Below are 21,692 nucleotides of genomic sequence, written 5' to 3' on the forward strand. Positions count from 1 at the left end.
ATCCGCCGGTGCCGCGAGCGCCTGAGCACGTCCGGCGACTCTTCGCCCGCTGTCTTGCCGAGTCAGCCACGGACATGGCCTGGGAGACGCCGCCGCCGGAGGGCGACGACGACCTGCGGGAGGCCCTTGCCGGCTGGTTGGGGGAGCGACCCGAGCACGTCGTGGTCACCTGCTCGGTACGTGGCACGGTGACCGCGCTCGGCCACGGCCGGCGACTGCGGGTCGCGGTCGAGGCGCCGACGTTCCGCGGTGTCGTCAAGGCGTTGCGCGCGGCCGGGCACGAGGTGCACCTGGTCGCGGGAGGCAACGTGGCGGAACTGAGCGGCTACGACGCCGTCTGGTTCACGTCACCCGGCCGCAACCCGGACGGCCGTACCGTGTCCCCGGCGACCTGGCCGAGTCACCGACCTGCCGGCCTGCTCGTCCAGAACGAGATCTACCGCCCGTGGGGTGGGCACGTGGCCCTGCCGGGCGCGACCGCGGTCGGGTCGTTCAGCAAACTGGCCGGTGGCGGGGTGCGGCTGGGCTGGCTGCGTGGGCCCGGCGCCCAGGATGTCGCCGCCGCCTCACCGCCGGGCCTGTCGCCGCCGGCACCGTGGCAGCGCGCGTGGTCGAGGTTCATCCGGTACGGCGGCTTGGCCGAGTTGGCCGCCCACGTCGTCGCGGCGAGCGTCGCCGCGCGTGAGGCGTTCCTCGGTGAGATCGCCGAGCGGTACGGTCAGGCGGCACCCGCGGTCGACGGGCCCTCGGTCACCCTGGTCGACGTCGGCGGGGCGCTCCCCGTGCCGGCGCTGATCGCGCGGCTCTCGGCGGCCGGGGTGCGGGTCGCCGACGGGGCGAAGTTCGAGCTTCCGGTGCCCGGCGTGCGGGCGACCTTCTTCGACCAGCCTCCCGACGAGGCGCGGCGGGCGGCCCGCATCGTGGCCGAGGTGTCGGGCGGTTCGCTGCGTCCGATGGTGTGGGGATGAGCCGAGCCACGGGGGCAGCCGTCGGGGTGGTGGCAGCGCTCGTCGGCGGTGCCGCCGGTGGCGCGGGAGTGGTGGTGCTGTGCCTGGACCCCGCCCGCCCGCCCGCTGCGACACTCGGCTGGCTGGCCGCTGCCTGGTTCGTCCGAGCGGTGGCGGTCGCGGTGCGCGACGCGGCTGCGGTCGTGGTCGCCCACCGCGTCACCTACCGGACGCGGCGCGATCTGCTCGACGCGGTGATCGGCCTGGCCCGCGCCGCCGACCGGCGACCGGGCCAGGCCGAGCTGGCCTACCGCGCTTCGGGCGTCGCGATCCGCTGGGAGCCCAAGCCCGGGCAGGTCGTCGCCCCGGCACTGAGGCTCGTCTCGGTGCTGGCCGGGGGCGCATCGGTGACCCTGGCCCTGGGCACCGTGTCGCCCGCCGACGCGGCTCGTCTCGCAGCGGTCGCGGCGGGTGGCGCGGTGGTCGCGGCGTTGCTGGGCGCCCCCGGTGGACGTACCTGGCGGGCACGCGCGATGCGGGCTCGACTCAGCGGGCCGGCGCAGCTGGCGGCCGCCGCCGGCGTTGCCGCCGTGGCCGTCTGGTCGGCCGGGTACCGTCCCGAACTGGCCGCGCCCATCCTGCTCGCCGGCCTGCTGTTGGTCGCCGGCGTGCTCGATCTGTCCGCCGTCGACGTGACGTCCTTCGGCCGGGCCCGCAGGGCGCTGCCGGCGGTGGCCGAGCTGTGCCGGTCGGCCTCGGCCGTCACCGCGCCCGCGCCGAGTGTCGCACCGTCGATCGCCGCGGTCGCGTACCTGGTACCGGCGGTGGGGGCGCGCGTGCCGGCCGGCGGGCGCCAGAGCGTCGGCGGGCTGGCCGACGTGACCGGACCGTACGTGCGGGAGGAGCCCGACGGAACCCGGCGGCAGGTGACGGCCCCGGAGCTCCTCGTCATGGCGGCCGCGCTCCAGCGGCTGGTGTTCGCCACCGTCGCCGAGAACCTCACCCTCGGCGAGCCGGGGACGGTCGCACTTCCCGGCGGCGCGGCGGCGGGGCTGCCGGTCGACCGGATCGCCTCGACCGAGTTTCTGGGCGGTGTGGACGTGACGGACGACCAGTGGTCCGAGCTGCTCGCGGCCCGCCTGGCGACCCGACTCGCCGACCCGGACGTGCGGCTGCTCGTGCTGGTGGGCACTCCGGATCCAGCCATGGGGCGGGTACTCGACCGCTGGCGGTCGACCGGCGGAACGGTCGTCGAGCTGCCCGACGGGGACGACCGGTGACCGCCCGTGTGGTGGCCGTCGTCGGGTTGGCGGCGGCGGAGGGCGCTCTCGGCTGGACGTTGACGCTGGTGGATGACGCCGCCTGGCCGGTCGCGATGCTGGCGCTGCTGGCCGCGGTAGGCGCTGCGGCCTTCGTGCCGACACTGGCGCCCGCCGCTCCGTGGAGCGCGTTCGTCGCCGGCCGGATCGCCCGGACGCTCGGCTGCGCGATGATCCATCCGATGCTCGTCGCGGCCGTGCTGCCCCTGTGGCTGCCTGTCGCCGAGCCAGCCGAACCGCGCGGTGATCCGGACGCGGCGCGTACGGTCCGGCGCGTCGTACGCGTGGCCACCGACCCCGCCGCGCGACGGGAGCTACAGGGGCCGCTGGGGCGCTTCCTCCTGGTCACACACGAGCGGGCCAGCACCCTGACCGCCGACACGCTCACCCGGGCGGCCCGCCGGCAGGCCCGTGGCCGCCTGTTGCAGGCCGTGCCGGTGGTGCTGGCCCTGCTGTTCGGCGCGCTCCTGGTCGACCGGCTGGAGCCGCTGGCGACGATCGCGTACGTGGTCACGGTGGTCACCGCGCGGCCGGCTCCTCCTCGGTCCCGGGGTGCGACGAACGGCGCGGTTGTCGGCGGAGCCCGCTGACAGGCGCCACCCGCGCTCCGCCGACGAGGGCCGCCGGACAGCCGAGCAATCACGCGCGAGGAACCGTCGGTCGGCCTGCGTGAGATGGCCCGTCGCGCGCCGCCAACGGGCCGATCCGGCGTGCGTGGCGCTGCGATAATCGGGCCGTGTCTATCCCGAGACGGCGTCGCCCGTCCCATCCCGCCATCGTCGGTGCGGTCATCGCCGCCGTGGCCACGGTGGTCGCGGCGGCCATTCCCGTTGTGCTGGAGCTGACCCGCGACCCCGGCGGCAGCGGTGCCGCGTCGCCGGTCCAGGGCACCCCGTCCGCCGGGCAGCCCCAGCCCACCACGCCCGCGGCGACCACCGGGACGGGGCCATCCCCGACGCCCGCGGCCACCGCTTCGCAGCCAGCCCAGGCCGACGTCCTCCCGCTGGTCGAGGTGCCCCAGGTCGACGACCTCGAGGGCTGGGAGCAGGAGCCGCTGATCGTGGCCGGGAAGCGGCACGACTCGGTGCTGTCGGCGTCGCCGTGCTGGTTGAACGACCACTTCACGGTCACGTTCGTGGTGAGCCGGCAGTTCCGGGTCCTGGAGGCGGCCGTGGGCATCGCCGACGACTCCCCGGGAGGCGGGGCCCTGCGGTTCACCGTGCTCTCCGACCGCAAGGAGGTCTTCACCACCACGGCCGGCCTCGGGAAGGTCCGCCCGGTCAAGGTGGACATCAGCGCCGCCACCCAGGTGTCCCTCCGGGTCAGCACCACCAACCTCGACCAGTGCCACGGTGACAGCATCGGCGCCTGGATCGCCCCGCGGGTGCGTCGGTGAACGCGGCCCCGCCGTGGGGTAGGGACCGGTCGTGGACTTCCGGGACTGGTGACAAGTGTTGTCGGGCGTCATCGGGCTGGCCCTGGCCGGCCACGGTGTCCGCCTGCTGCTGACCCGTCGCGTGCCGGGCCGCGGCAGCTCTTGGCGACCACCGCAAGCCCAGGGCGGGCGGGGCCAGCGCGATCCGTCCGACGGCGCCCGGGGGACGGGCGGGCCGTCGCCGAGGCGTACGGCCCGCGCGTCCCCCGGGCGTGACGGTGTGTCCGACCCGGTGGTCGGCGGGCGGGCCCCCGCCGACCACCGGGTCGGGGTCAGTGGGCCGGCCGAGGGGTGAGGACGAAGGCCACGACGGCGGCGGCGAGGGCGATGACCGCGCCGGTGGTGAAGCCGCGGGAGAAGCCGGCGGTGCTGGTGCCCGCGATGCTGGCCGCGGCCATGCTCGACACGACGGCGGCGCCCAGCGAGGCGCCGAACTCGTGGAAGGTGCTGACGATGCCGGACGCGAGACCGGCCTCGTGCGGCGCGACCTGACCGAGCGCGACGGCGGAGGCCACGACGAAGAGGACGCCCGTGCCGGCGGCGGCGACGCCCACCCCGACCACGAGGGCCAGGGTCCCGTCGACGAGGGCGGGGACCGCCATGCCGGCCGCCGCGACGAGCAGGCCAAGGACGCCGAGGGTGCGCGCCCCGATCCGGCCGATGGCGCGGCCGGCGGCGTTCGCGCCGAGCATCGTCGTGATCGCCACGGGCAGGAAGAGCAGCCCGGTGCGCAGGGCGCCGTAGCCCTGGTGGTTCTGCAGGTAGAACGTGCCCAGGAAGAAGACGGTGATCATCAGCGCGGTCGCGACGAGGATCAGCAGCGCCCCGGTCGCCACCGGCCGGCGCAGCAGGAGCCGTACGTCCATCAGCGGGCTCGCGGCGAGGCGCTGGCGGACGACGAACGCGGCGTAGAGGAGCACGGCGGCCACCAGCAGCAGCAGGATCGTCGGGCTGCCCCAGCCGACGTCGCCGGCCCGGATCAGGGCGTAGATCAGCGATCCGGTGGCCGCCGTCACGAGCACCGCGCCGGGCACGTCGAGCCGGGCCGTCGCGCCGGTGGGCGCCTGGGGCGGAAGCTGCATCCGCAGGGCCAGCAGCAGGATGATCCCGACCGGCACGTTGACGAAGAACACCCAGGGCCAGCCCGGCCCGGCGGTCAGCAGGCCGCCGAGGAGGACGCCCAGCGCGGCGCCGCCGCCGCCGAGCGCCGACCAGATGCCGAGCGCCTTGTTGCGCTCGTCGCCGTCGAAGATCGTGACGACCAGGGACAGGGCCGCGGGGGAGAGGATCGCCGCCGCGAGGCCCTGCCCGATGCGACCGCCCAGCAGCATGGGACCGCCGGTCGCCAGCCCCGCCGTCAGGGACGCGGCGCTGAACAGCAGGAGCCCGGCGAGGACGAGGCGGCGGGCGCCGAACAGGTCCGCGGCGCGCCCGCCGAGCAGCAGCAGGCCGCCGAAGGTGAGGGTGTAGCCACTCACCACCCACGTGAGGGCTTCCCGGTCCATCCCCAGGTCCGCCCCCATGTGCGGCAGGGCGATCGCGACGACGGTGACGTCCAGGATCAGCATCAGCTGGGCGATGCCGACGAGGCCCAGGATCCGCCAGCGCTGCGGGTGTGGGCTCGCGGGCGCGGTGGTTTCGGTTGCGGTCACAGGTTCCGCCATGGCTGCCAGGCTCCTCCGCCAAGTTGAACGGTAGTGTTCAAGTTACGGAGACACGTTAACTCATGCACGCCTGTTCGACTTAGGGGAAGTTCCATGACTCGCCCACTCGCCAAGCCGACCCGTCGAGCCGACGCCCAGCACAACGTGGAGAGGATCCTGGAGGCGGCGGTGAGCTGCCTGAGCCGTGACCCCGACGCCAGCGTCAGCGAGATCGCGCAGGCGGCGAGGGTGGGCCGGGTGACCCTCTACGGTCACTTCCCGTCCCGCGACGCCCTGGTCGAGGCCGCGCTGACCCGGGTGCTGGCCGAGGGGGAGGAACTGCTGGCGGGCCTCGACCTGACCGGCGACCCGCGGGACGCGCTGCGCGTCCTGATCCGGTCGAGCTGGCTGCTGATCGCCCAGTCGAGCGCCGTCCTGGAGGCGGCGCAGGCGTCGCTGCCGCCCGAACGCGTGCACGAGCTGCACGCCGAGCCGGCGCGGCGCGTCGACCAGTTGATCCGCCGGGGCCAGGACGAGGGGGTGTTCCGGGCCGACCTCCCGGCCAGCTGGCTGACCAGCGTCCTGCACCACATCATGAAGGGCGCCGCCGTCGACGTGGCCAGCGGGCAGGTGGACCGGGCGGACGCCCCACGCCTGATCTCCGAGACGGTCCTCGCCGCCTACCGGGTCGACGGATAGCGGACCCGCCTGCGGGTGGCGACCGGGACGAGGATGGCTGACCCGCCTGCGGTCCGAGACCCCGACGCCGCTTCAGGGCGCGGGGGAGGGGCGCTGGCGCCACCGGCGGCACCCGTCGTATCGTCGCGGTCCGACGGGTCGGGCCGGACGGACGCCCCCTCAGGGCGCCCCGGCGTCGCGACCCGCCGCAGAGGGCGCGGTGCTCCGACGCGCCGTGGTCCAGCTCCTCAGGTGAAGGGTGTGCCGGTGACTCAGGAAGACGACGTCGCGTTCCGGGTGGTCGTGAACGACGAGGAGCAGTACTCGATCTGGCCGGTGGACCGTGAGACGCCGGCGGGCTGGCGCGACGCCGGCCGGACGGGGACCAGGCAGGAGTGCCTGGACCACATCGAGCGGACGTGGACAGACATGCGGCCGCTCAGCCTCCGCCGGGCGCTCGCCGCGGAGGGCGGGGCGGCCACGGAAGCCGTCCGCTAGGGCCGGGCTCCGTCGAGGGCGGTGGCGCCGCAGGCGTACGGCTGCCGGAGCGCGCCCCGACCGTGTGGCGCGGGTCGGCGACGGACCGTGCGCACGGCGGCGCGGGCCCGCCGCCCCCGGCGCGCTCGGCGCGGGGCGTCGTCGCTGGTGCTCCACCGGAACCCCACCGGATTGCGAGGACGCGGCTCGATACTGCGGAGATATGCGTGGGAAGGAGTGCGCGATGTCCGTAGCCGAGTCCGTAACGGTACTGCTCGCGGCACCGCGTGCGTTCTGCGCCGGTGTCGAGCGTGCGATCGAGATCGTCGAGCGTGCGCTCGCCAGCCGGGGCAGCCCGGTGTACGTCCGCAAACAGATCGTCCACAACGCACACGTCGTCGCCGACCTGGAGTCGCGCGGCGCCGTCTTCGTCGAGGAGCTCGACGAGGTGCCCGAGGGTGCGACGGTGGTGTTCTCGGCGCACGGGGTGTCGCCCGGGGTGCGCGCCGAGGCCGCCCGGCTCGGCCTGGAGGTGTTCGACGCGACGTGCCCGCTCGTGGCGAAGGTGCACACGGAGGCGCGCCGGTACGCCGACCGCGGGGACACCGTCCTCCTCGTCGGGCACGCGGGGCACGAGGAGACCGAGGGCACCCTCGGCGAGGCGCCGGACCGGATGCTCCTCGTGCAGTCGCTCCAGGACGCGCACACGGTCGAGGTGCCCGACCCGGACCGGGTGTCCTACCTGACCCAGACCACGCTCGCCGTGGACGAGACCGCCGAGGTGCTCGACGTGCTGCGCCAACGCTTCCCGGCGCTGCGCGGGCCGTCCTCGGCCGACATCTGCTACGCCTCGACCAACCGGCAGGCGGCGCTGCGTACGGTCGCCGAGGAGTCCGACCTCGTGCTCGTGGTCGGCTCGACCAACTCGGCGAACACGCAACGCCTCGTCGAGCTGGCCCGCCGCGCGGGCCGGCCCGCCCACCTCATCGAGGACGCGGCGGACATCCGGCCGGAGTGGCTGGCGGGTGTCACCACGGTCGGGGTCACCGCGGGCGCGTCCGCCCCGCCGAGACTGGTCACGGGGGTGGTCGAGGCGCTGCGGGCGCGCGGCCCGGTGACCGTGGTGGAGCGCGAGGTCGCCCGCGAGACGATCGAGTTCACCGTGCCGGGCGCGGTGCGCTCCCTCTGACACCCCGCCAGCGCGCCGCGCCGCCGCCCGCCCGACCGGCGCGCCGCCGCCCGCCGGACCGCGTGTGCGGGGCGGTCCGGCGGGCGCGCGGGGCCGGCTACGCGGAAGCCTGGTACGTCGACTGCATCTTGTGCGAGAACCACTCGCCGACGGTCACCCGTTCGAGCCCGGCCTCGGCGCTCTCCTGCGCCAACGGGCGCATGGGCTCGATCGTGGTGTCGTGGTTGGGCAGGTAGAAGAAGGGGATGGAGACGCGTGAGGGCGCGTCCGTCCCCTCCGGGTTGACCACCCGGTGCACGGTCGACGCCCACCGGCCGCCGGTCCAGAACGCCATCAGGTCGCCGATGTTCACCACGAAGCTGCCCGGGATGGCGGGCACGTCCAGCCAGTCGTCCTCGTCGCGTCGCACCTGGAGCCCGCCCACCTCGTCCTCCACGTAGAGCACCGTCAGGCTGCCCCAGTCGGTGTGCATCTCCCGCCGCAGCACGCCGTCGTCGGGCGCCGGGTAGTAGTAGTTGGCGATGATCAGCGACACGTGCTCGTCGAACTTGCTGTCGAAGAAGCCCTCCGGCAGCCCGAGCGCGAGCGCGAACAGCCGCATGATGTCCGCCGACAGCTCGGTCATGGCGGCGATGTACTCGTGCCAGACCGCCTTGAAGTCGTCGTCCGGCCAGATGTTCGCCGCCTTCCAGGTGGCCGGGTGCGTGCCGAGCCTCGCGCGCTCCTCGTCGCTCAGGTCGCCCGTCACGTGCGCGGCGAACGCCTCGTACGGGCCGCCCGGGCGGCGCAGCCCCGACACCCCGGAGCCGCGGTTCGCGCTCCGGTCCTTCTCCTCCTCCGGCCGGGTGAAGAAGGCCTTCGTGGTGGTGTACATGCGGTTCACCAGCTCCCGGGGCACGCCGTGCCCCACGACTGTGAAGAACCCCGAACCCTCGCACGCCTTGCCGATGGCTGCCGCGATGGCCGCGCGCCCCTCGGCGGTGGTGCGGCCCGACAGGTCGATCGCCGGTACGAAATCCTGGACCACAACGGGTTCCACAACTGCCCGCCTCTCTCGCGACGTCATTACATTGATCGAAGCAATCCCGGGTCACCCGTCGGGAAGCCGTCGCGGTCCCGCTTCCCCCACGTGCGGGTAATTGCTCGGCGTACCTGGTGGTAAGGCAATGTTGAGGCTGCAAGACATTTACGTGCACGATTGCGTCGTGGCGTACGAGGACGAGCACTTGTCGCAGATGGTCGGGACGCTCGCCGAGGCGGGCCGCCCGCTGTCCGGGGAGGCCGTGGGTCGGCTCGTCGCCGACCCGCCGGGCGTCGTGGTGGGGCCGGCCGTGCCCGCCCCCGTCGCCGCCGCGGAGGGGAACCCCCCGCTGCTGGCCGCGCTGCTCGAGGGGGTCCGCGTCGAGGGCGTCACCGACGGGCCCGGACGGCCGCGGACGCCGAAGCGGGTCCAGGAGGCGGTCCGGGCCATGCTGCGCGGCGCGCCGACCGGATCTTGGCAGCTGCTGCGGGTGGCCGCCGTGCTCGGCCGGTCCTGTCGGCTGGCGGAGCTGGCGGCGATGACCGGGCGGAACACCGCCCAAATGCTGCCGGACCTGGACGCGCTGCTCGACGCCGGCCTGCTCGACTGGGCGGGCGACGACCTCGCCTTCCGGCACGAGCTGGTGTGGTGGGCCGTGCTCGACGCCCTCCCGCCCGCCGTGCGGCAGGCGCTCCGCGCCGACCGCGACCGCCTGCGCCGGCGCCGGGCCGTGACCGGCGCGCCCCGCGCCGCCGACCCCGCGGCGGAGCCCGCGACCCCCGCCGACCTGCGACGGCGGGCCGGGCTGCGCTCCGCCCCCGTCGCCCGGGAGCACCGCCCGGACGCCGGCGGCGCGTGGGAGTCGTTCAGCGGCGTCGAGCGGGCCATCGCGCGACTCGTCGCCGAGGGCATGACCAACCGGCAGATCGCGACCCGGGTGCGGCTGTCGCCGCACACCGTCAACTACCACCTGCGCGCCCTGTTCCGCCGGCTGGGCATCTCCTCGCGGGCGGAACTCGTCCGGCACGTGCCGGTCTCCTCCGCGGCGTAGGGACGGTCCGGGCGGCCCGGGCATTCCGGGCAACACCGCGCGACATCGCGTTTTTCGGCGCCGTTCACGCTGAATTCGACGACGGGTCGGCTGCGTCGAAAGGACTACCCTGATGAGTAGTGCCAATTCGGTTGCGTGCTCATTCTGGTAGTCGGGGGAACCGCCGTCAGGCAGTAATGTCGCCCGTATCGAATTTCGTTGGGTCAGCGGCAGGTAAATCCACGGGTACGACCGTGCTCACACCCGAGGGAAAACATGAACATCCGTACGCAACCGCGTGTCCACGAACTCATCGCCGTCCGCGCGGCGGCGCAGCCCGACCGGACCGCAATCGTGCAGGGCGACGCGCGCATCAGCTACGCGGACCTGGAGCGCCGGGCCAACGGCCTGGCCCGCCACCTCGTCGACCGGGGCGTCGGCGCGGACTCCGTGGTCATGGTCCACCTGGAACGCTCCATCGACGCCGTCGTCGGCCTGCTCGCCACCTGGAAGGCCGGCGCGGCCTACCTGCCCGTGGATCCGGGGCTGCCGGACGGCCGCGTCGAGGCGTTCGTGAAGGAGACCGACTGCACCACCGTCATCACCCACGAGCGTGACGTGGCGCGCTTCGCCGACCTGCCGGTCACGGCGCTCACCGCGAGCGTCGCGGACGGCGTCGCGACCGCCCCCGCCGTGACGGTGGGCGGCGGGGACTCCGCCTACATCATCTACACGTCGGGCTCCACGGGTACGCCGAAGGGCGTGGTCGTGAACCACGACTCGCTGAGCTACCTGTGCGGGGAACTGGCCGGCCGCTACGGCGTCACCCCCGACGACCGGGTGTTGCAGTTCGGCGCGCTCTCCTTCGACACCTCCATCGAGCAGATCACGGTCGCGCTGCTCGGCGGCGCGACGCTCGTGCTGCCCGAGGTGAGCTGGGCGCCCAGCGAGCTGCCGGAGCGGCTGCGGCATCACGGGGTCACCGTGATGGACCTGACCCCCGCGTACTGGCGCCGCTTCCTCGCCGAGGCCGGCGCGGGGGCCGGTGACCTGCCGGTCCGGCTGGTGATCGTGGGCGGCGAGGCGGTCAACGCGGAGGACTGCCGCACGGCGCTGGAGCTGATGCCCGGGGTGCGGCTGGTCAACGCCTACGGGCTCACGGAGACCACGATCACCTCCTGCCTGATGGAGCTGACCGCCGACGTGCTGCCCGAGCGCGGCGCGGCCCCGGTCGGCCGGCCGCTGCCCGGCACCGTCGTGTACGTCCTCGACACCGACGGCCACCCGGTCGCCCCCGGTGAGCGCGGTGAGATCCACATCGGCGGTCGCGGCGTGGCGCGCGGCTACCTGACCGAGGACGACGCCGGCCGCTTCCGGGCGGACCCGTTCGCGGCGGAGCCCGGCGCGCGGCTGTACCGGACCGGTGACCTGGGCGCCTGGACCGCCGAGGGCAACCTCGAGGTGGTCGGGCGCATCGACCGGCAGGTCAAGATCCGCGGCTTCCGGGTGGAGCCCGGCGAGATCGAGGCGACGCTGGCGGCGCACGAGGGCGTCGACACGGTCGCCGTCACCACGTACGAGCACGACGGCCAGCGGCGCCTGGTCGCGTACCACACCGGCCCGCGGCCCCTGGACGTCGCGGAGCTGCGCGAGTTCGTCGGCCGCTACCTGCCCGACTACATGGTGCCGACGGCGTTCGTCGCCCTCGACGAGCTGCCGCTGAAGACGAACGGCAAGGTCGACCTGGCCGCGCTGCCCGCGCCGCAGGCCACGGCGGTCGCCCCCGGGAGCGTGGACGACACGCCCGTCGACCTGGTGGAGCGCGGCGTGGCCCGGCTCTGGGGGCAGGTGCTCGGCGTGCCCCGGGTGCTGCCGGACGACAACTTCTTCGCGCAGGGCGGCAACTCGATCCTCGCCGCCGAGCTGCTCGCGAAGATCCGCGGCTCCTTCGGCGTGCTCATCACCCAGGTACGCCCGCTGATCCGGCTGCTGCTGGAGGACGCGACGCCGCGCGGCCTGGCGCGGGCGGTGCGCGACGCCCGGGCCGGCACGCTCGCCGGCGACGACACCCGCAAGCGGGTCGACTTCGCCGCCGAGACGCAGCTGGACGTGGAGATCCGGCGCGAGGTGCCCGACGAGCCGCGCTGGCAGGACCCGCGCCACGTGTTCCTCACCGGCGCCACCGGCTTCCTGGGCATCTACCTGCTGCGGGAGCTGCTGGACAGCACGGACGCCGTGGTGCACTGCCTGGTGCGCGCCGACGGGCCGGAGCAGGGCCTGGCCCGCATCCAGGCCAACGCGCGGCACTACTTCGGCGAGGACCTCGCCGGTCACCAGGCGGCGGGCCGGATCGTCGCCGTCCCGGGCGACCTCGCGACGCCCGGGCTCGGCCTCTCCGAGGCGGCCTTCGACGAGCTGGCGCGCACGGTCGACGTCATCCACCACCCCGGCGGGACCGTCAACTTCATCTACCCGTACTCGCACATGCGGCCGGCGAACGTCGACGGCACCCGCGAGATCATCCGGATGGCCGCGCGGCACCGCAACGTCCCGATCCACTACACGTCGACCATGGCGGTCGTCGCGGGCTTCGGCACCGCCGGCGTCCGGCACGTCGACGAGGACACCCCCCTGGCGTACGCCGACCACCTCTCCGTCGGATACGTGGAGAGCAAGTGGGTGGCCGAGGCGCTGCTGCACCGGGCGGCGGAGCGGGGGCTGCCGGTGGCGATCTACCGGGCCGCCGACATCTCCGGCGACCGGGTCAACGGCGCGTGGAACATCGCCACCGAGATGTGCGCGATGAAGAAGTTCGTGGTGGACACCGGCACCGCCCCGGTCGCGGAGCTGCCGCTGGACTACACGCCGGTCGACGTCTTCGCCGCCGCGGTCGCGCACATCGCCAGGGCGTCCCGGCCCGCTGGCGAGGTCTACCACCTCACCAACCCCGGGAAGGTCAACATCTCGGTGCTGGTCGAGCGCCTGCGGGCGCACGGGCACGACATCCGCGAGGTGCCCTGGGCCGAGTGGCTCGACGAGATGGTGCGGGTCGCGGTCGAACAGCCCGACCACCCGATGACCCCCTTCGCGCCGCTGTTCATCGACCGCTGCGCGACGGGCCAGATGAGCGTCGCGGAGATGTACCTGGAGACGACGTTCCCGGTCTTCTCCCGCACCAACGTGGAGGACGCGTTGCGCGGCAGCGGCATCGAGATCCCGGCGGTCGACGCCGAGATGCTCGACCGCTACATCGGCTACCTGACCCGCACCGAGTTCCTGCGGGCCGCGTGATGGGCTGGGAGACGCTCGACCTCACCCACGCCCCCACCGAGGGTCCGGTCGCGTTCGGCGACGACCTGTCCGCGGCGACGCTCCTCGGCGCCTACCGGCACGGGCTGTTCCCGTTCCCGGCCGACACCGAGGAGCGCAAGATCGTCGCCGAGTTCACCTACGAGGCGGACGTCGCCGCCGGGCGGATCGCGGTGCTCCCCGGCAGCGCCGACCCGTACGCCGTGGCCTGGTGCTCGCCCGACCCGCGTCCGGTGATCCACGTCGACCGGGCCCGCATCCAGCGCAGCCTGCGGCGGCAGCTGCGCAACAAGGTCGAGTGGACGACGACGCTCGACGTCTGCTTCGACCGGGTGGTCCAGCACTGCCGCGTGGGCCGCGAGCCCCGGTGGCTGACCGACCGGCTCGTGTCGACGCTGCGCGAGCTGCACGCGGCCGGCCACGCCCACAGCGTCGAGGTGTGGGAGGGCGACGAGCTGGTCGGCGGCACGTTCGGCGTACGGGTGGGCGGCGTGTTCAGCGCCGACTCCCAGTTCGCCCTGCGCAGCGGCGCCGCGAAGGTCGCGGTCGCGTGCCTGGTGCGGCGCGTCGCGGACAGCGGCGGCGTGGCGGTCGACGTCCAGCACGACGGCGACCACGCGAAGCTCATCGGCGCGGTCGCGGTGCCTCGTACCGAATATCTGGCGCTGCTGCGCAGGCACGCCGACGACCACTGCGCCATGCCCGCGGACCCGCTGCCCGCGCGCAGCCTGGCCGCCTGAGCGACGGAGGTGACCCGCATGCGCGTGCTGACGCTCGCGGAGCGACCGGACCTGCGGGACGGGATGCTCCAGATGGAGGCGTCCTGGCCCGAGTACATCCCGCCCGAGCCGATGGTGATCGGCTGGGCCCTCGACCGGTACCCCGAGCACCAGCTCGTCGTGCTCGACGCCGACGACACGGTGATCGCCCGCGCGGCCAGCGTGCCGTTCGCCTGGGACGGCGACCCGGCGAGCCTGCCCGACACCGGCTGGGACGCGGTGCTGGGGCTGAGCATGCTCGACACCGCCGCCGGCCGCGAGCTCACCGCGCTGTGCGCGCTGGAGATAGCCGTGGTGCCGGGCATGCAGGCCCGCAACATGTCGGGGCGCATCCTGGCGGCGGTCAAGGACAACGCCCGCCGACACGGCTACCGCGACGTCGTGGGGCCCGTCCGGCCCAGCGGCAAGCACGCCGAGCCGCACGCACCGATGACGGGGTACGCCGCGCGGACCCGCGACGACGGGCTGCCGGTCGACCCGTGGCTGCGCGTCCACGTCCGGGCGGGCGGGCAGGTCCTCCAGGTCTGCCCGGCCTCCATGACGATCTCCGGCAGCCTCGCGCAGTGGCGCGCCTGGACCGGGCTGCCCTTCGACACCAGCGGACCGGTCGTCGTGCCGGGTGCCCTGACCCCGGTCGCGGTGAACGTCGACCACGACCACGCCGTCTACGTCGAGCCCAACGTCTGGGTCCGACACCCCCTCGCGGAAAGGCATGACCGATGACCAGCACCGTCCCGGCCACCCTGGCCTCCAAGATCCGCAACCGCGCCGCGCTGATCGAGATCATCGGCGGCTACATGGCGTCACAGTCGCTCGCGCTCGCCGCCGAGCTGAAGCTCGCCGACCACATCCACGACGGCCGCGTCACCAGCGCGCAGCTCGCCGAGGCGACGGGCACCCACGCGCCGTCGCTGCACCGGCTGCTGCGCACCCTCGTGGCCATCGGCGTGCTGGCCGAGCCGACGCCGGGCGAGTTCCGGCTGACCGAGGTGGGCGAGCAGCTGCGCACCGACTCGCCGAACTCGCTGTGGGCGTTCACCCGGTTCTTCACCAACCCCACCCTGTTCTCGTCCTGGCAGCAGGTGCGGCACTCCATCGAGACCGGCGAGTGCGCCTTCGACCACGTGCACGGCAAGAACGCCTACGTGCACCTCGCCGAGAACCCCGAGCTGTCGACGCTGTTCAACGTGGCGATGGGGCAGGAGTCGAGGGCATCCGCCCAGCTCGTCGCCGACGGGTACGACTACTCCGGCGTCCGTACCGTCGTGGACGTCGGCGGCGGCGACGGGACGCTGCTCGCCGCGATCCTCGGCGCCCACCCGCACCTGCGGGGAGTGTGCTTCGACAGCGCCGCGGGCGTGGCCGAGGCCGCCGGCGTGCTCGCCGCCGCCGGGGTCTCCGAGCGCTGCGAGATCGTCGCGGGCGACTTCTTCTCGTCCGTGCCGGACGGCGGCGACCTCTACATCATCAAGAGCGTCTTCCAGGACTGGGACGACGAGAACGCCCGGAAGCTGCTGGCCACGGTGCGCGCGAACCTGCCCGCCGACGCGACGCTGCTGATCGTCGGATCCGTGCTGCCGGACACCGCGAACACCGACAACCCGGTGATGTTCTACACGGACATCAACATGCTGGTGACCGCCGGCGGCAGGGAGCGGACCGAGAGCGAGTTCCGGGCCCTGCTCGCCGAGACCGGCTTCACCGTCGAGTGGTGCGGCCACGGCGCCGCGGGCCCCCTCTCGCTGATCAAGGCCGTGCCGGCGAGCTGACCGAGTCGACGACGGACCACGTCCGCACCGCCCCGGCGGGCGGACGTGGCCCGTCCGTGTCCCGCACCTGAGCACCCGCCGACGGGGAGGCAACGATGTCCAGACCGAGTTTCGGCAGCGAACTCCTGCGCGGCAGGCTGCGGGTCGATTTGCTCGACCCGCTGCCCGACGCCACGCTCGACGCCGACGCCGAGGCGTTCCTCGCGCGGCTGCGCGCGTTCTGCACGGACAAGGTGGACGGCCGGCTCATCGAGCGCGAGGACCGGATCCCCGACGAGGTGGTCGACGGCCTGCGCGACCTCGGCGCGTTCGCCATCAAGCTCCCCCGGGAGTACGGCGGGCTCGGCCTGTCGGGGGTCTGCTACCACCGCGCCCTGATGATCGTCAGCAGCGCGCACTCCTCGCTCGGTGAGCTGCTCGGCGCGCACCAGGCGATCGGCCTCATCCAGCCGCTGCGGCTCTTCGGCACCGACGCGCAGAAGCGTGAGCTGCTGCCGAGGTGCGTACGCGAGATCTCCGCCTTCGCCCTCACCGAACCGGACATCGGCAACGACCCCTTCCGGATGCGCACCACCGCCACCCCCACCGACGACGGCGGCTACCGACTCGACGGGGTGAAACTCTGGACGACCAACGGCACCATCGCCCACCTGATCGTGGTGATGGCCCTGGTCCCGCCGTCGGAGAGCGGCCCGGGCGGCATGTCCGCGTTCGTGGTGGAGGCCGACGCGCCGGGGGTCACCGTGGAGCACCGCAGCTCCTTCCTGGGCCTGCGCGGCCTGGAGAACGGGGTCGTCCGGCTGCACGACGTCGTGGTGCCGCAGAGCCGCCGGATCGGGCCGGAGGGGCAGGGGCTCCAGGTGGCGCTCGCCGCGCAGGACACCGGCCGGCTGTCGATGCCCGCGGTCTGCGCCGCCGCCGCCAAGTGGAGCCTCAGGATCGCCCGCGAGTGGTCGGGCGTCCGCGTGCAGTGGGACCGGCCGATCGGCGAGCACGAGGCGGTGGCGGGCAAGATCGCGTACATCGCGGCGACCGCCTTCGCCCTGGAGGCCATGGTCGAGGTGTCCGGCCGGCACGCCGACGCCGGCCTGCTGGACACGCACACGGAGGCCGAGCTCGCGAAGCTGTTCGCGTCGGAGCAGGCGTGGCGGGTCGTCGACGAACTCATGCAGATCCGGGGCGGTCGCGGGTACGAGACCGCGGAGTCGGCCGCCGCGCGCGGCGAGCGCGGCGTCCCCGTCGAGCAGCTGTTCCGGGACCTGCGCATCGGCCGGATCTTCGACGGCTCCAGCGAGGCGCTGCGGGTGTTCGTCGGGACCGACGCGCTGGCCGACGAACAGGGGCCGGCCGACCGGTCCACGCCGTTCACGCCGCCGCCCGGCTTCGGCGACCTGGCCGGGCACCTGTCGTTCGCCGACGCGACGAGCGCCGAGCTGGCCCGGCACCTCGCCGACGGCCGGGAGCGATGGGGCGAGGCGGTGGCCCAGCGGCAGCTGTTCCTCGGCCGCGTCGTGGACGTCGCCGCCGAGCTGTACGCGATGACCGCCGCCTGCGTGTACGCCAAGGCGCTCGGCGGCACCGCGGTCGAGCTGGCCGACGCGTTCTGCCGGCAGTCCCGCCAGCGGGTGGCGGAGCTCAGCCGGCGGCTGCGGGCCGACACCGACGGCGACGACGTCGCGGTGGCCCGGCGGGTGCTGGACGGCAGCTTCACCTGGTTGGAAGAGGGCGTGCTCGACGCGTCCATCGAGGGGCCGTGGATCGCCGAGCCCGCCCCGGGACCGGCGACCCGCCCGAACCTGCACCGCACGATTCGGAGGTGACTAGTGGACGAGCACGTGGCAGAGCTGGTGGCACAGGGCCGGCGGTCGCTGGAGCTGGCGCCCAACCGGTTCCTGGAGCAGCTGGAGCGCGGTGAGGTGTCGGCCGGCCAACTGAGCGCCCTGGCCGGCGAGCTGTACCACCTGGTGTCCAGCGACCGGAGCAGCTTCGCGTTCCTGGCGGCCCGCTTCCCCGAGCCGCTGTTCCTGGCCATGGCGGGCGCCGAGGAGGAGGCGCTGGGCCTGCTGCCGGCGTTCGCCGCCGCGGTGGGCCGGGGGGAGAAGGAGCTGCGGGCGCACGAACCGCGACCGCTGGCCCAGGCGTACCCCGCCTTCATCGTCCGGACCGCCGTGTTCGGGCCGCGCTCGGCGATCCCGCTGGCCCTGCTGGTCAACGTCCCGGAGTCGGGCGGCTTCTACGCCCGGATGGCCGACGCCCTCCAGGCGCGGTACGGGTTCTCCGACGAGGCGGTGGCCCACTTCCGCTACTTCGCCGAGACGCCGGACGAGGTGCTGGAGCAGGCCGCCGGGGTGGTGTCGACCGGCCTGTCGACGGGCGACGACCCGGTGGAGGCCCTGCGCGCGGCGCGGATGGTGCACGCCTACGAGGCGGTGTTCTGGGCGACGATGGCCGAGTGACCCCGGGACCGGGGTGGACCGCCCGTCAGGGCAGGTCCACCTCGATCCGGCGGTCGATCCGGTCCTCGATCCAGGTGCTGGTGTCGACGAGCCACACGCGGTCCACCGAGACCTGGTAGATCCGGTGCTCCGCCGGCGGCAGCAGCGCCGACACGGGCAACGTGTACTCCGCCCTGCTCGTCTCGTCCGGCAGCAGGGCCTCGTAGAACGTGCCGTGGTGCGCGCGCACCTCGTCGGCGGTCAGCTCCCGGCAGGTGCCGGTGAACTGGGCGCCGTCGACCTCGGTGAGCCCGCCGTCGCCGGTGACGAAGAGCGCCCCGCTCACCGTCGGGCGGGCCGCCACGTGCCGGCTGTGCCGGGACTGGGTCGCGGAGCCGAACAGGAAGCGCAGCGGGTCGGGCAGCCACGCGTACTGCAACACCGCCGTCCACGGCCGGCGGTCGGGGGAGACGGTGGACAGGGACAGGTACTTGGCGTCGGCGAGGACGCGGTGCAGACGGTCGACGAGGTCCATGGGTCAGCCCACCTCCGCGAGGGACGTGCCGGCGATGTACGCGATCCTCGGCCCGGCCAGGCGTACGTAGTCCCGCGTGTCCAGGGCGATCGACATGTCGAGCCGGGCGGCGTTGAAGTAGATCTCCGGCTCGTCCAGCAGCCGGGGGTCCGCCACGAGTTCCAGGTCGTCGCGGAAGCTGAACGGGACGATCGTGCCGCTGACGCAGCCGGACAGCTCCTCGGCCGTCTCGCGGGTCGCGAACGACACGTAGGTGCCGTCCCACAGCTGCCGCACCGCGTCGAGCGCGACCAGCCGGTCGCCGGGGACGACGGCCAGCACGAAACGGTTGACCTTCTTGCCGAGCTTGACCCGCGCGACGATGCACTTGGCCGCCTGGGACAGCGGGTGGCCGCGCAGCCGGCTGGCCGGGGAGGTGACGCCCTGCGGTTCGTGCGGGATGAGGCGGAATCGCGCGCCGTGGGACTCCAGCAGCCTGGTCAGCCTCTCGTACGTGCTCATCGCCCGTACTCGTAGAAACCCCGGCCGCACTTCTTGCCGAGCATGCCGCCGGCCACCATGCGGGCGAGCAGCGGCGGCGGCGAGTAGTGCGGTTCCCGGAACTCCCGGTACAGCGACTCGCTGATCGCGGCCACGATGTCGAGCCCGATCAGGTCGACGAGGCGCAGCGGACCCATCGGGTGGGCGCAGCCGAGCGTCATCGCCTTGTCGATGTCGGTCACCGACGCCATCCCGGACTCCACCATCCGGACTGCGGAGAGCAGGTACGGGATCAGCAGCGCGTTCACCACGAAGCCCGCGCGGTCCTTGGCGCGGACGACCTGCTTGCCGAGCACCTCGGTGACGAACGCGTCGACCGTCTCGACGGTCCGCGCGTCCGTGCGCACCGAGCCGACGACCTCCACGAGCGGGAGCACCGGCGCGGGGTTGAAGAAGTGGATGCCGACCACCTGCTCGGGCCTGGCGGTGACGCCGCCGAGCTTCACGATCGGCAGGGAGGACGTGTTCGAGCCGAGGATCGCGTCCTCGTCCTCGACGACCTTGTCGAGCGTGGCGAACACGTCGAGCTTGATCGACTCCTGCTCCGACGCGGCCTCGATGACCAGCTGCCGGTCGGCGAAGTCCGCCAGGTCGGCGGTGAAGGACACCCGGGCCAGTGCCGCGTCCCGGTCCGCCTCGCTCAGCTTGCCCCTGCCCACCGCGCGGTCCAGCGACGCGGTGAGCCGCGCCCGGCCCGGCGCGACCGAACCCGGTCGCGACACCGCGACGAGCACGTCGAGCCCGGCCCGCGCGCACGTCTCGGCCACTCCGGCGCCCATGACCCCGCATCCGACGACGCCGATCCGGCGAATCCTGTCCATGTTCCCTGCCTCCGCACACACGTTCACAGAAATGGTTTGCCGCGGAATTCGACGAGTAGGGCGGGATCGCCGCTCCCTGACGAGTGTCGTTGGGAAGGACGATAGGGTGGCCTGCCGATCGGTCGCAATGACCTGCGCCTTTGTCCAGCCACATTCGTGGCGGATGCGAGAAAGCCATTACTCGACAGTTGCCGATCGACCGTTACCTTTCTGTCGTTCCCTCATCCTCGTAGGAGGCGCACTATGGTCGACTTCAGCGCTGCCCCCACCACCCAGCTCGACAGTCGCGGCGGCAAGTGCCTGTACGCGCAGATCGACGAGCTCCGCGCGGCCGGCCCCGCGGTGGCCGTCGAGCTGCCGGAAGGCATGTTGGCCTGGTCGATCACGCGCGGCGACGTGGTCCGGCGCCTGCTGACCCACCCCGGGGTGTCCCGCAACGTCAAGAAGAACGTGCCCAGCTACACCCCCGGCGAGATCAAGTGGTTGTCGCCCTGGGTGGACGTCGAGTCCATGTCCACGGCGGAGGGCCGCGAGCACCAGCGCCTGCGGCAGCTCGTGGCGCCGGCGCTGACGCCGAAGCGGATCGACGCGATGCGTCCGCACCTGGAACTCATCGCCGAGCGGCTGCTCGACGACCTGGCCACCCGCCCGTCGGACGAGCCGGTCGACCTGCACACCACGTACTCCCAGCAGTTGCCGACCAGGATGATCTGCGACCTCTTCGGGGTGCCGGACGACCTGCGGCCCGAGGTGCTGCGCATCCTGCGGGTGGTGCTCAACACCGACAACGTGCCGGAGGAGGAGTCGGCCGCGGTCTACGTCGACATGAACGTCGCCATGCGTACGCTGATCGACCTCAAGCGCCGCGAGCCCTCCGACGACCTGACGAGCTTCCTGATGGCGGCCCGGGTGGAGGGCGAGGAGCCGCTCAGCGAGCAGGAGCTGGTCGACATGCTGCTGCTGCTCATCGGCGGCGGCAGCCAGACGACCGTGACGCTGATCGACCACACGGTCCGCGAGCTGCTCGCCAACCCCGACCAGCTGGCGACCCTGCTGGCCGACCCGGCCCGCTGGCCGGACGCGATCGAGGAGGCGCTGCGGGCGCACTGCCCGGTGGCGGCACTGCCGATGCGCTGGGCGAAGGAGGACATCGACCTCGGCGAGGGGGTCGTCATCCGGGCGGGCGACGCCATCCTCATCAGCTACCTGGCACACGGCCGCGACCCGGCCGTGCACGAGAACCCGGGGGTGTTCGACATCGACCGGGAGAACAAGGAGCACCTCGCGTTCGGCGCGGGCCCGCACTTCTGCCCCGGCGCCCGCCTGGCGCGACTGGAGGCGGCCGTGGCGGTGCCGGCGCTGTTCGCCCGCTTCCCGCGCCTCGCGCTGGCCGTGTCGCCGGACGAGATCCAGCCGCTGCGCTCGTTCATGGCGAACGACGTGGCGTCGCTGCCGGTGCTGCTGAACCACCGGTAGGCGACCCCGCGCCGCCCGGCCCGGCTCCCGGGTCGGGCAGCGGCGCGGACGGCATCAGGCGCAGTGGCTCCCGACGGTCTCGCCCGAGACCGTCGCGAGCCACTGCGCCTGATCGCGTCCAGGAACCGTCGCGGCGGCGCGCACGCCAGGGGGATCGCCTCCCCGCGTCCGCGCCCGGAACGCGTGGGCGGGTGCGGGGTGGGTCAGTGGGTTAGTGCGGGGATCTGGATTTTGGCGTCGTGTTCGAGGATGCGTTGTTGGAGTTCTTGGAGGCTGCGGCCGGGTTCGA

Annotated in this window: 20 protein-coding genes; 15 read left to right on the plus strand and 5 right to left on the minus strand. The window is 73.6% G+C overall.

What is annotated here, in order from left to right:
* The first annotated feature begins 8 nt into the window (after positions 1-8).
* The 4 genes from AB0G08_RS14160 (at position 9) to AB0G08_RS14175 (ending at position 3,662) form a co-directional block, all read left to right on the plus strand.
* Entirely contained in the window at positions 9-968 is a 960-nt protein-coding gene (locus AB0G08_RS14160) for an aminotransferase class I/II-fold pyridoxal phosphate-dependent enzyme (RefSeq protein WP_358087178.1), read from the plus strand.
* Positions 965-2,227, plus strand: coding sequence for a hypothetical protein (locus AB0G08_RS14165; protein WP_358087180.1), 1,263 nt, complete (start codon positions 965-967; stop codon positions 2,225-2,227). The genes AB0G08_RS14160 and AB0G08_RS14165 overlap by 4 nt, the downstream gene beginning before the upstream one ends.
* Complete coding sequence (locus AB0G08_RS14170; RefSeq protein ID WP_358087182.1) at positions 2,224-2,856, plus strand: hypothetical protein; 633 nt, start codon at positions 2,224-2,226, stop codon at positions 2,854-2,856. The genes AB0G08_RS14165 and AB0G08_RS14170 overlap by 4 nt, the downstream gene beginning before the upstream one ends.
* A gap of 146 nt (positions 2,857-3,002) precedes the next feature.
* A complete protein-coding gene (locus AB0G08_RS14175; protein ID WP_358087183.1) occupies positions 3,003-3,662 on the plus strand; it encodes an NPCBM/NEW2 domain-containing protein in 660 nt (219 codons plus the stop codon).
* A gap of 311 nt (positions 3,663-3,973) precedes the next feature.
* Here the strand turns inward: AB0G08_RS14175 and AB0G08_RS14180 are convergent, their stop codons facing one another.
* Positions 3,974-5,353 carry an MFS transporter gene (locus AB0G08_RS14180; RefSeq protein WP_358087185.1) on the minus strand — a complete coding sequence of 460 codons (1,380 nt, stop codon included), beginning with the start codon at positions 5,351-5,353 and terminating at the stop codon, positions 3,974-3,976.
* Between the two features lie 105 nt (positions 5,354-5,458).
* Between AB0G08_RS14180 and AB0G08_RS14185 the strand changes: the two genes are divergently transcribed.
* From AB0G08_RS14185 to ispH, 3 genes are all read left to right on the plus strand, one after another.
* The gene (locus AB0G08_RS14185) at positions 5,459-6,043 is read left to right on the plus strand and encodes a TetR/AcrR family transcriptional regulator (RefSeq protein ID WP_358087187.1); all 585 of its coding nucleotides are present in this window, start codon (positions 5,459-5,461) and stop codon (positions 6,041-6,043) included.
* A gap of 246 nt (positions 6,044-6,289) precedes the next feature.
* Positions 6,290-6,520, plus strand: coding sequence for an MbtH family protein (locus tag AB0G08_RS14190; RefSeq protein ID WP_358087189.1), 231 nt, complete (start codon positions 6,290-6,292; stop codon positions 6,518-6,520).
* A 223-nt stretch (positions 6,521-6,743) separates the two neighbouring features.
* Entirely contained in the window at positions 6,744-7,688 is a 945-nt protein-coding gene (gene ispH / locus AB0G08_RS14195) for a 4-hydroxy-3-methylbut-2-enyl diphosphate reductase (protein ID WP_358087190.1), read from the plus strand.
* A 97-nt stretch (positions 7,689-7,785) separates the two neighbouring features.
* On the opposite strand, the gene AB0G08_RS14200 is transcribed toward ispH, so the two are convergent.
* Entirely contained in the window at positions 7,786-8,715 is a 930-nt protein-coding gene (locus AB0G08_RS14200) for a 2OG-Fe(II) oxygenase family protein (protein ID WP_358087192.1), read from the minus strand.
* A gap of 178 nt (positions 8,716-8,893) precedes the next feature.
* Here AB0G08_RS14200 and AB0G08_RS14205 point away from each other — a divergent pair, with 178 nt between their 5' ends.
* From AB0G08_RS14205 to AB0G08_RS14235, 7 genes are all read left to right on the plus strand, one after another.
* The gene (locus tag AB0G08_RS14205; protein WP_358087194.1) at positions 8,894-9,760 is read left to right on the plus strand and encodes a helix-turn-helix transcriptional regulator; all 867 of its coding nucleotides are present in this window, start codon (positions 8,894-8,896) and stop codon (positions 9,758-9,760) included.
* A 255-nt stretch (positions 9,761-10,015) separates the two neighbouring features.
* Positions 10,016-13,030, plus strand: a complete 3,015-nt coding sequence (locus tag AB0G08_RS14210) for an amino acid adenylation domain-containing protein (RefSeq protein WP_358087196.1) — start codon at positions 10,016-10,018, stop codon at positions 13,028-13,030.
* Positions 13,030-13,788: a hypothetical protein gene (locus AB0G08_RS14215; RefSeq protein WP_358087198.1), complete on the plus strand. Its 759-nt coding sequence runs from the start codon at positions 13,030-13,032 to the stop codon at positions 13,786-13,788. Before AB0G08_RS14210 ends, AB0G08_RS14215 begins: the two co-directional genes overlap by 1 nt.
* A gap of 18 nt (positions 13,789-13,806) precedes the next feature.
* A complete protein-coding gene (locus AB0G08_RS14220; RefSeq protein WP_358087199.1) occupies positions 13,807-14,550 on the plus strand; it encodes an N-acetyltransferase in 744 nt (247 codons plus the stop codon).
* The gene (locus AB0G08_RS14225; RefSeq protein ID WP_358087201.1) at positions 14,547-15,596 is read left to right on the plus strand and encodes a methyltransferase; all 1,050 of its coding nucleotides are present in this window, start codon (positions 14,547-14,549) and stop codon (positions 15,594-15,596) included. The genes AB0G08_RS14220 and AB0G08_RS14225 overlap by 4 nt, the downstream gene beginning before the upstream one ends.
* A 95-nt stretch (positions 15,597-15,691) precedes the next feature.
* Positions 15,692-17,416, plus strand: coding sequence for an acyl-CoA dehydrogenase family protein (locus AB0G08_RS14230; protein WP_358087202.1), 1,725 nt, complete (start codon positions 15,692-15,694; stop codon positions 17,414-17,416).
* A 3-nt stretch (positions 17,417-17,419) separates the two neighbouring features.
* The gene (locus AB0G08_RS14235) at positions 17,420-18,052 is read left to right on the plus strand and encodes a hypothetical protein (RefSeq protein WP_358087204.1); all 633 of its coding nucleotides are present in this window, start codon (positions 17,420-17,422) and stop codon (positions 18,050-18,052) included.
* A gap of 25 nt (positions 18,053-18,077) precedes the next feature.
* Here the strand turns inward: AB0G08_RS14235 and AB0G08_RS14240 are convergent, their stop codons facing one another.
* The 3 genes from AB0G08_RS14240 to AB0G08_RS14250 are packed head-to-tail and all read right to left on the minus strand — an operon-like array spanning position 18,078 to position 19,927.
* Positions 18,078-18,566, minus strand: a complete 489-nt coding sequence (locus AB0G08_RS14240) for a pyridoxamine 5'-phosphate oxidase family protein (RefSeq protein WP_358087205.1) — start codon at positions 18,564-18,566, stop codon at positions 18,078-18,080.
* A gap of 3 nt (positions 18,567-18,569) precedes the next feature.
* Positions 18,570-19,067 carry a YbaK/EbsC family protein gene (locus tag AB0G08_RS14245; RefSeq protein WP_358087206.1) on the minus strand — a complete coding sequence of 166 codons (498 nt, stop codon included), beginning with the start codon at positions 19,065-19,067 and terminating at the stop codon, positions 18,570-18,572.
* Positions 19,064-19,927 (minus strand): 3-hydroxybutyryl-CoA dehydrogenase, encoded by an 864-nt coding sequence (locus tag AB0G08_RS14250; protein ID WP_358087208.1) that lies wholly within the window; start codon positions 19,925-19,927, stop codon positions 19,064-19,066. The genes AB0G08_RS14245 and AB0G08_RS14250 overlap by 4 nt, the downstream gene beginning before the upstream one ends.
* A gap of 243 nt (positions 19,928-20,170) precedes the next feature.
* On the opposite strand from AB0G08_RS14250, the gene AB0G08_RS14255 reads away from it, so the two are divergent.
* Entirely contained in the window at positions 20,171-21,403 is a 1,233-nt protein-coding gene (locus AB0G08_RS14255) for a cytochrome P450 (RefSeq protein WP_358087210.1), read from the plus strand.
* Positions 21,404-21,692: the final 289 nt, after the last annotated feature.

Origin of the sequence: Micromonospora sp. NPDC023644 (assembly GCF_040640115.1) — a bacterium.
Taxonomy (GTDB): Bacteria; Actinomycetota; Actinomycetes; order Mycobacteriales; family Micromonosporaceae; genus Micromonospora.